At 67.4% G+C, this 8,328-nt stretch carries 7 protein-coding genes; 2 read left to right on the top strand and 5 right to left on the bottom strand.

Annotated features, from left to right (window positions below; all coding sequences use genetic code 11):
- Positions 1 to 25 precede the first annotated feature (25 nt).
- The gene (locus A5697_RS25055; RefSeq protein ID WP_231972179.1) at positions 26 to 1,318 is read left to right on the top strand and encodes an MFS transporter; all 1,293 of its coding nucleotides are present in this window, start codon (positions 26 to 28) and stop codon (positions 1,316 to 1,318) included.
- Here the strand turns inward: A5697_RS25055 and A5697_RS25050 are convergent.
- Both A5697_RS25050 and serA read right to left on the bottom strand, forming a co-directional pair.
- A complete protein-coding gene (locus A5697_RS25050; RefSeq protein WP_067947623.1) occupies positions 1,218 to 2,228 on the bottom strand; it encodes a 3-isopropylmalate dehydrogenase in 1,011 nt (336 codons plus the stop codon). The genes A5697_RS25055 and A5697_RS25050 overlap by 101 nt on opposite strands.
- Positions 2,225 to 3,811, bottom strand: a complete 1,587-nt coding sequence (gene serA / locus A5697_RS25045; protein WP_068012404.1) for a phosphoglycerate dehydrogenase — start codon at positions 3,809 to 3,811, stop codon at positions 2,225 to 2,227. The genes A5697_RS25050 and serA overlap by 4 nt, the downstream gene beginning before the upstream one ends.
- 107 nt (positions 3,812 to 3,918) lie before the next feature.
- Here serA and wrbA point away from each other — a divergent pair, with 107 nt between their 5' ends.
- Positions 3,919 to 4,521, top strand: coding sequence for an NAD(P)H:quinone oxidoreductase (gene wrbA, locus A5697_RS25040; protein WP_068012402.1), 603 nt, complete (start codon positions 3,919 to 3,921; stop codon positions 4,519 to 4,521).
- A 122-nt stretch (positions 4,522 to 4,643) separates the two neighbouring features.
- On the opposite strand, the gene ilvC is transcribed toward wrbA, so the two are convergent.
- The 3 genes from ilvC to A5697_RS25025 are packed head-to-tail and all read right to left on the bottom strand — an operon-like array spanning position 4,644 to position 8,005.
- Complete coding sequence (gene ilvC, locus A5697_RS25035; RefSeq protein ID WP_156673441.1) at positions 4,644 to 5,645, bottom strand: ketol-acid reductoisomerase; 1,002 nt, start codon at positions 5,643 to 5,645, stop codon at positions 4,644 to 4,646.
- Positions 5,646 to 5,678: 33 nt separating this feature from the next.
- Positions 5,679 to 6,179: an acetolactate synthase small subunit gene (ilvN, locus tag A5697_RS25030; RefSeq protein WP_067948358.1), complete on the bottom strand. Its 501-nt coding sequence runs from the start codon at positions 6,177 to 6,179 to the stop codon at positions 5,679 to 5,681.
- The gene (locus A5697_RS25025) at positions 6,179 to 8,005 is read right to left on the bottom strand and encodes an acetolactate synthase large subunit (protein ID WP_369806151.1); all 1,827 of its coding nucleotides are present in this window, start codon (positions 8,003 to 8,005) and stop codon (positions 6,179 to 6,181) included. The genes ilvN and A5697_RS25025 overlap by 1 nt, the downstream gene beginning before the upstream one ends.
- Positions 8,006 to 8,328 lie beyond the last annotated feature (323 nt).

Here is an 8,328-nt window from a genome sequence, read left to right as displayed (position 1 = left end):
GGTAATTACCGTGTGCCTGCTGCCTTTGCGACGCCCAAACCGCTCATCAGTAGGCTCAACCAAATGCGCCTTGGTCGTATCGCTGGTGGCCACGGCGAGCTCCTTCCTCTTCATCAACGGCGTCGCGTTCTTGATTCCCTCGCTACAGACCGCGCGTGGAATCCCGCTCGACGAGGCCGGTCTGCTGTCCTCCATGCCGAGCTGGGGCATGGTGGTGACGCTGGTGTTGTGGGGCTACGTGCTCGACCGCGTGGGCGAGCGGATGGTGATGGCCGCGGGTTCGGCGCTGACCGCGGTGGCGGCCTACGCCGCGGCCTCGGCACATTCGATGGTGTTGATCGCCGTCTATTTGTTCCTCGGCGGCATGGCCGCGGCCAGTTGCAACACCGCCGGCGGGCGACTGGTGTCGGCGTGGTTCCCGCCGCACCAACGCGGCCTGGCCATGGGCTTCCGCCAAACCGCGCAACCCCTCGGAATCGCCTTGGGAGCGCTGGTAATTCCGGAGCTGGCCGAACACGGCCCGGCTGCGGGGCTCAGATTCACGGCCTTGGCGTGCGCGTTCGGGGCGGTAGCGAGTGCGGTCGGCATCATCGACCCGCCGCGCAAGCCCCGGGAGAAGGCCACCGATTCCGAACTGGCAAGTCCCTACCGAGGGTCGTTGGTGCTGTGGCGAATTCACACGGTGGCGGGCCTGATGATGGTTCCGCAGACGGTGACCGTCACGTTCATGCTGGTATGGCTGATCAAGAATTTGCATTGGTCGGTCGCGGCCGCCGGCAGTCTGGTGACCCTTTCGCAGCTGCTGGGCGCACTCGGCCGAGTGCTGGTGGGCCGCTGGTCCGACCGCATCGGCTCGCGCATGCGACCGGTCCGCATCATCGCGGGCGCCGCCGCGGTCACCCTCTTCCTGCTGGCCTGGGCCGACCTCCTGAATTCGAGTTGGCAGGCGCCCCTGATGGTCGCCATCTCGGTGATCGCCGTGCTGGACAACGGTTTGGAGGCCACGGCCATCACCGAATTCGCCGGGCCGTTCTGGAGCGGGCGCGCCCTGGGCATTCAAAACACCACCCAGCGGGTGCTGGCCGCGGCCGCGCCACCGCTCTTCGGTGCGTTGATCACCGCCGCGAAATATCCGAACGCGTGGATATTGTGCGGACTGTTTCCGGTGGCCGCGGTGCCATTCGTGCCGGCGCGGTTGCTCCCGCCCGGCCTGGAAACTACAGCCCGGCGGCAATCCGTTCGCCGACTTCGGTGGTGGCGAGCCGTTCGCTCCCACGCGTGGAGAGATAGGTCTCGACAGCCCGATCCACCCGCCTAGCCGCATCGTCCTCGCCGAGATGGGCGAGCAGCAACGCCACCGACATGATCGCCGCGGTCGGATCGGCGATACCCTGACCGGCGATGTCCGGCGCGCTGCCGTGCACCGGCTCGAACATCGACGGGTTGGTCCGGGTGGCGTCGATATTTCCGCTGGCGGCCAAGCCAATTCCGCCGCACACCGCCGCCGCCAAGTCGGTGATGATGTCACCGAACAGGTTGTCGGTGACGATCACGTCAAAGCGACCGGGATCGGTGACCATGAAGATGGTGGCGGCGTCGACGTGTTGGTAGGCGACCTCGACGTCGGGGTAGTCCTCCCCGACCTCGGCCACGATCCGCGACCACAGCTTCCCGGCGAAGGTCAGCACGTTGGTCTTGTGCACCAGCGTCAGGTGCTTGCGGCGGCGCTGGGCGCGTTCGAAGGCATCGGCCACCACGCGCCGCACGCCGAAGGCGGTGTTGAGGCTGACCTCGGTGGCCACCTCGTGCGGCGTTCCGGTGCGAATCGCGCCGCCGGTGCCGGTGTAGGGGCCCTCGGTCCCCTCGCGCACCACCACGAAATCGATGTGCGGGTTCCCCGCGAGCGGACTGCTCACGCCGGGATACAGCCGGCCCGGTCGCAGGTTGACGTGATGATCCAGTTCAAAACGCAGGCGCAGCAACAGACCCCGCTCCAGCACACCGCTGGGCACCGACGGGTCGCCGATCGCCCCGAGCAGAATGGCGTCGTGCTGGCGCAGCTCGGCGAGCACCGACTCCGGCAGCAACTCACCGGTGGCGTGAAAACGCCGGGCGCCCAGGTCATAATCGGTCTTCTCGACACCCGGCAACACCGCGTCAAGGACTTTGAGCGCCTCGGCCGTCACTTCCGGGCCGATACCGTCGCCGCCGATAACCGCGAGTTTCACGACAGATCAACCACCTCAAGCTTGTTGGCGCCCACCGCCGCGCCGATCGCCGACCGCACCTCGCTCGGCACGTCACGGTCGAGCCGCAACAGAATCGTCGCGCCCGGGCCCTCGGCGTCCTCGGAAAGTTGCGCGGCTTGGATGTTCACGCCCGCCGAGCCGAGCAGGGTCCCGATCTTGCCCAGCGCCCCGGGCTGGTCGACGTAGTTGATCACCAGGTTGGTGCCGCGTGCCCGCAGGTCGAAGTTGCGGCCGTTGATCTGCACGATCTTCTCCACCAGCTGCGGCCCGGACAGGGTTCCGGCCACGTTGACCGCGGTGCCGTCGTGGGCGACCGCGCGCACGTCGACGACGCTGCGGTGGTTCGGGCTCTCCGAGGCCTTGGCGAGCTCGGCGGTGACGCCGCGTTCCTCGGCCAGCGCCGGCGCGTTGACGAACGTGACCGGCCCCTCTACCACCGCCGAGAACAGTCCGCGCAGAGCCGAAAGCTTAAGCACCTCAACGTCTTCGGAGGCAAGCTCGCCACGCACCTGTACCGACACCGACACCGGCGGCCCGTCGGACAGCGAGGCGGCCAGCACCCCGAGCTTGCGCACCAGGTCCAGCCAGGGCGCCACCTCTTCGTTGACCACGCCGCCGCCGACGTTGACGGCATCGGGGACGAATTCACCGGCCAGCGCGAGCTTCACGCTTGCGGCGACGTCGGTGCCCGCCCGGTCCTGCGCCTCGGAGGTGGACGCACCCAGGTGCGGCGTGACCACCACCTGTGGCAGCTCGAACAGCGGGCTATCGGTGCACGGCTCCTTGGCGAAGACGTCGATACCGGCCGCGCGGACGTGTCCGCTGCTCACCGCTTCGGCCAGCGCGGCCTCGTCCACCAGGCCGCCGCGGGCGGCGTTGACGATGATGACGCCCGGCTTGGTCTTCGCCAGCGCCTCCTTGCCGATCAGGCCCGCCGTCTCGGGCGTCTTCGGCAGGTGCACCGAGATGAAATCGGCGCGCCCGAGGAGGTCGTCGAGGGGCAGCAGTTCGATGCCCAGCTGAGCGGCCCGGGCCGGCGAGACGTAGGGGTCGTAGGCGATGAGGTGGGTGCCGAAGGCCGTCAATCGTTGGGCGACCAACTGCCCGATCCGGCCCAGCCCCACCACCCCGACCGTCTTGCCGAAAATCTCGGTGCCGTTGAACGACGACCGCTTCCAGGCGTGCTCGCGCAACGAGGCGTCGGCCGCCGGGATCTGCCGGGCGGCGGCCAAGAGCAGCGCCAACGCGTGCTCGGCGGCGCTGTGGATGTTGGAGGTGGGGGCGTTGACCACCAGCACGCCACGCTCGGTCGCGGCGGCCACGTCGACGTTGTCCAGCCCCACCCCGGCGCGGGCAACGATCTTCAGCTTGGGCGCGGCGGCCAGCACCTCGGCGTCGACGGTGGTGGCCGAGCGCACCAGCAGCGCGTCGGCCTCGCCCACCGCGGCCAGCAGCTTCTCCCGGTCCGGCCCGTCTACCCAGCGCACCTCGACCTGGTCTCCCAGGGCGGCGACAGTCGATTGGGCGAGTTTGTCGGCGATCAATACAACAGGCAGATTCACCCGGCCAGCCTAACGGCTGCCTTCGACGGGCATCGACGGGCTCACCACTGCCGTAACCTGCGCCGACGGCCGTTGGGCGCGGGCCGGCGAGGTCCTACGATGCGCTGATGACCAAACTCGCGATCATCTACTATTCGGCCACCGGGCATAACACCGCGATGGCACAACGCGTGGCCGCCGCAGCCGAGTCCGCAGGCGCCGAAGTCCGGCTGAGGCACGTCGCCGAGACCCGCGACCCGGAATCGTTCGCACAGAACCCGGCCTGGACCGCGAATTACGAAGCGACGAAGGACCTTCCGGCGGCTTCCGGTGAGGACATCGTCTGGGCCGACGCGGTGATCTTCGGTTCGCCGACCCGCTTCGGCTCTCCCGCTGCGCAATTGCGCAACTTCCTGGACTCGCTCGGCGGGCTGTGGGCCGAGGGCAAGCTCGCGGACAAGGTGTACGCGGGGTTCACGTCGTCCAACACGCTGCACGGCGGTCAGGAAACCACGCTGCTGTCGCTATACATCACCCTGATGCATTTCGGCGGCATCATTGTGCCGCCCGGTTACACCGACCCGGTCAAGTTCGTCGACGGCAACCCGTACGGGGTGAGCCTGGTCTCCACCCACGACAACATTCACGAATTCGACGAGGCCACCGGGAACGCCCTGGACCACCTGGCCCGCCGCGTGGTCGAAACCGCCGGCCGGCTCCGCGACACATAAACCACGCACACGACACGCCGTAAACGGTCGCCGTGGTTTATGTCTCGCGGCAGCGGCAGGGCCGCCGGCAGCGGCAGGGCCGCCGGCAGCGGCAAGCCGCCGGCCGGCAAGCGGCCGTCGGGTTACGCCGTCTCGGTGATGGGCCGGTCGACCCAGCTCATCAGATCGCGCAGCTTCTTGCCGGTCACCTCGATGGGGTGCTCGGCGTTCTCCTTGCGCAGCCGCTCGAGTTCCTTATTGCCGCCTTCGACGTTGGCGACCAGCTTCTTGGTGAACGTGCCGTCCTGAATGTCGCGCAGGATCTCCCGCATCCGTTCTTTGGTGCCGGCGTCGATGACCCGCGGCCCCGACAGATAGCCGCCGAACTCCGCGGTGTCGGACACCGAGTAGTTCATCCGCGCAATGCCGCCCTCGTACATCAGGTCGACGATGAGCTTGAGCTCGTGCAGCACCTCGAAGTAGGCCATCTCCGGCGGGTAGCCCGCCTCCACCATGACGTCGAAACCGGTCTTCACCAATTCCTCTGTGCCGCCGCATAACACAGCCTGCTCACCGAACAGGTCGGTCTCGGTCTCGTCCTTGAACGTGGTCTTGATGACGCCGGCGCGGGTGCCCCCGATGGCCTTGGCGTAGGACAGCGCCAGCGCCTCGCCGTTGCCGTTCGGGTCCTGGTCGACCGCGATCAGGCACGGCACGCCCTTGCCGTCGACGAACTGGCGGCGCACCAGGTGGCCGGGACCCTTCGGCGCCACCATCGCCACGGTGACGTCGGCGGGCGGCTTGATCAGACCGAAGTGGATGTTGAGCCCGTGCCCGAAGAACAGTGCGTCACCGGGCTTGAGGTTGGGCTCGATGTCGTTTTTGAAGATGTCCGCCTGCGCGGTGTCGGGCGCCAGCAGCATGATCACGTCGGCCCACTTGGCCACCTCGGCGGGGGTGTCGACGTCCAGACCTTGCTCCTCGACCTTGGCCCGCGACTTCGACCCCTCCTTCAGCCCGACGCGCACCTGCACACCGGAGTCGCGCAGGCTCAGCGAGTGCGCGTGCCCCTGGCTGCCGTAACCGATCACACCGACCTTGCGACCCTGGATGATCGACAGGTCTGCGTCGTCGTCGTAGAACATTTCTAGTGCCACTGTTGAATATCTCCTTGTGTGTTACTTGGCCGTGGCGATGCCGCGTGGACCGCGGGACAACGACACCACTCCCGATTGGACTATCTCGCGTATACCGAACGGTTCCAGCACCCGCAGCAGCGCCTCGATCTTGCCGCGGTCACCGGTCGCCTCGATGGTCAGCGCCTCGGTCGATACGTCGATCACCTTGGCGCGGAAGAGGTTCACCGCTTCGATCACCTGACTGCGGGTGCCGGCGTCGGCGCGCACCTTGATCAGCGCCAGCTCGCGCGACACCGCGGCACCCTCGTCGAGCTCGACGATTTTGATGACATTGATCAGCTTGTTGAGTTGCTTGGTGATCTGCTCGAGCGGGGTCTCCTCGGCGCTGACCACAATCGTCATGCGCGACATGTCCTTTTGCTCGGTGGCACCGACGGCAAGCGACTCGATGTTGAAACCGCGCCGGGAGAACAGCGCCGCCACGCGCGCGAGCACACCTGGCTTGTCCTCCACCAACACCGACAGCGTGTGGGTGTGCATCAGGCGTGCCCTTCGCTCTCGTCGTCGAACAGCGGGCGAATGCCGCGGGCGGCCTGGATCTCGTCGTTGCTGGTGCCGGCGGCCACCATCGGCCACACCTGCGCGTCGGCACCGACGATGAAGTCGATCACCACCGGACGGTCGGTGATCGCCCGGGCCTGGTTTATCACGTCCTCGACGTCTTCCTCACGCTCGCAACGCAATCCGACGCAACCCAGCGCCTCCGCCAGTTTCACGAAGTCCGGGATGCGATGCGAGTGCGTGGCCAGGTCCGTCTGCGAATACCGCTCCTCGTAGAACAGCGTCTGCCACTGGCGCACCATGCCCAGGTTGCCGTTGTTGATCAGCGCCACCTTGATCGGCACGCCCTCGATCGCGCAGGTGGCCAACTCCTGGTTGGTCATCTGGAAGCAGCCGTCGCCGTCGACGGCCCACACCTCGGCCTCCGGGCGAGCCATCTTGGCCCCCATGGCCGCCGGGATGGCGAACCCCATGGTGCCCAGCCCGCCGGAGTTGATCCAGGTGCGCGGGTTCTCATACGAGATGAACTGCGCCGCCCACATCTGGTGCTGGCCCACCCCGGCGACGTACACCGCGTCGGGGCCGGCGATCTGGCCGAGCTTTTCGATGACGTATTCCGGGCCGAGGCTGCCGTCGCTCTGCGGGTCGTAGCTCAGCGGGTAGGTGGACTGGACGCTGTCCAGATAGGCCCACCATTCCGTCATGTCTGGGATTGCCGCGGTGCCGGAATGCTCGTAGTGCCGCAGCATCGCGATCAGGTCGGCGATGACCGCTTTGACGTCGCCGACGATCGGCACGTCGGCATGGCGGTTCTTGCCGATCTCGGCCGGGTCGATGTCGGCGTGGATGACCTTCGCCTCCGGCGCGAAGGTGTCGAGCTTGCCGGTCACCCGGTCGTCGAAGCGGGTGCCCAGGGCGATGAGCAGGTCGCTGCGCTGCAGCGCCGCCACCGCGGCGACCGTGCCGTGCATGCCGGGCATGCCCATGTGCTGCCGATGACTGTCGGGAAACGCGCCCCGCGCCATCAGCGTGGTGACCACCGGGATGCCGGTCAGCTCGGCCAGCTCGCGCAGCTGCTCGGTCGCCTCGCCGCGGATGACGCCGCCGCCGACGTAGAGCACGGGCTTGCGGGCGTCCGCGATCAGCTTGGCGGCCTCGCGGATCTGCCGGTTGTGCGGCTTGGTGTTCGGCTTGTAGCCAGGCAGGTCCATGCGCGGCGGCCAGCTGAACGTGCACTGCCCCTGCAGCACGTCTTTGGGGATGTCGACGAGCACCGCGCCCGGACGGCCCGATGCGGCGATGTGGAAGGCCTCGGCCATCACCTGGGGGATCTCGTCGCCCGAGCGGACCAGGAAGTTGTGCTTGGTGATCGGCATCGTGATGCCCGAGATGTCGGCTTCCTGGAAGGCGTCGGTGCCGATCAGGGTGCGACCGACCTGGCCGGTGATGGCGACCACGGGCACCGAGTCCATCTGGGCGTCGGCCAGCGGTGTCACGAGATTGGTGGCGCCGGGGCCCGATGTGGCCATCATGACGCCGACCTTGCCGGTGGCGTGCGCGTAGCCGCTGGCGGCGTGGCCGGCGCCCTGCTCGTGGCGAACCAGCACGTGGCGAAGCTTTTTCGAGTCGAACAGCGGGTCGTAAACCGGCAACACGGCGCCACCGGGAATCCCGAAGATGACCTCGACGCCGAGTTCCTCCAGCGACCGGATCACCGACTGGGCGCCGGTAAGTTTCTCGGGCCCAACACGTTTCGGCTTCTTTGTGGGGGCGGCGGCGGGGGTTTCCGCCGCGTCCGAGGCGATGTCAGCGGCACGCTCCGGCTGGGTGGCGTGCTGCCTGGTTGGTGCGCTCACTGTCTTTCGTCCTTATTCACTCTGGGAGTCTCGCTGGGGGCAACAAAAAACCCCCGACAGCTCTTCTGCTGCACGAGGGTTGCGCGTTGGTCTGGATAGCTTCAAATGCCGAAGAGGCTAGTCAGGCACCAACGCGCCGACTAATTACTACGAGCATCCCGGGCTGTCCGGCGGTATCCATAACGTCCGACGGTAGCCTTCGCACAGCTCAGCAGTCAAATCCGCTGCCGTCGGCTCGCGCGGAGATCCGGTGCCCCGAGCCGGGTGAAATG

The organism is Mycobacterium sp. E3251, from assembly GCF_001666835.1.
GTDB lineage: Bacteria > Actinomycetota > Actinomycetes > Mycobacteriales > Mycobacteriaceae > Mycobacterium.
The sequence above is the reverse complement of the archived record's forward strand: the minus strand, read 5'-3'. Positions and strand labels throughout refer to the sequence as shown.

What these genes read in the sequence shown, in the direction of transcription:
- wrbA (WP_068012402.1), top strand. Translation starts at nt 3,919, where the DNA reads ATGACCAAACTCGCGATCATCTACTATTCGGCCACCGGGCATAACACC.
- ilvC (WP_156673441.1), bottom strand. Translation starts at nt 5,645, where the DNA reads ATGTTCTACGACGACGACGCAGACCTGTCGATCATCCAGGGTCGCAAG.
- ilvN (WP_067948358.1), bottom strand. Translation starts at nt 6,179, where the DNA reads ATGCACACCCACACGCTGTCGGTGTTGGTGGAGGACAAGCCAGGTGTG.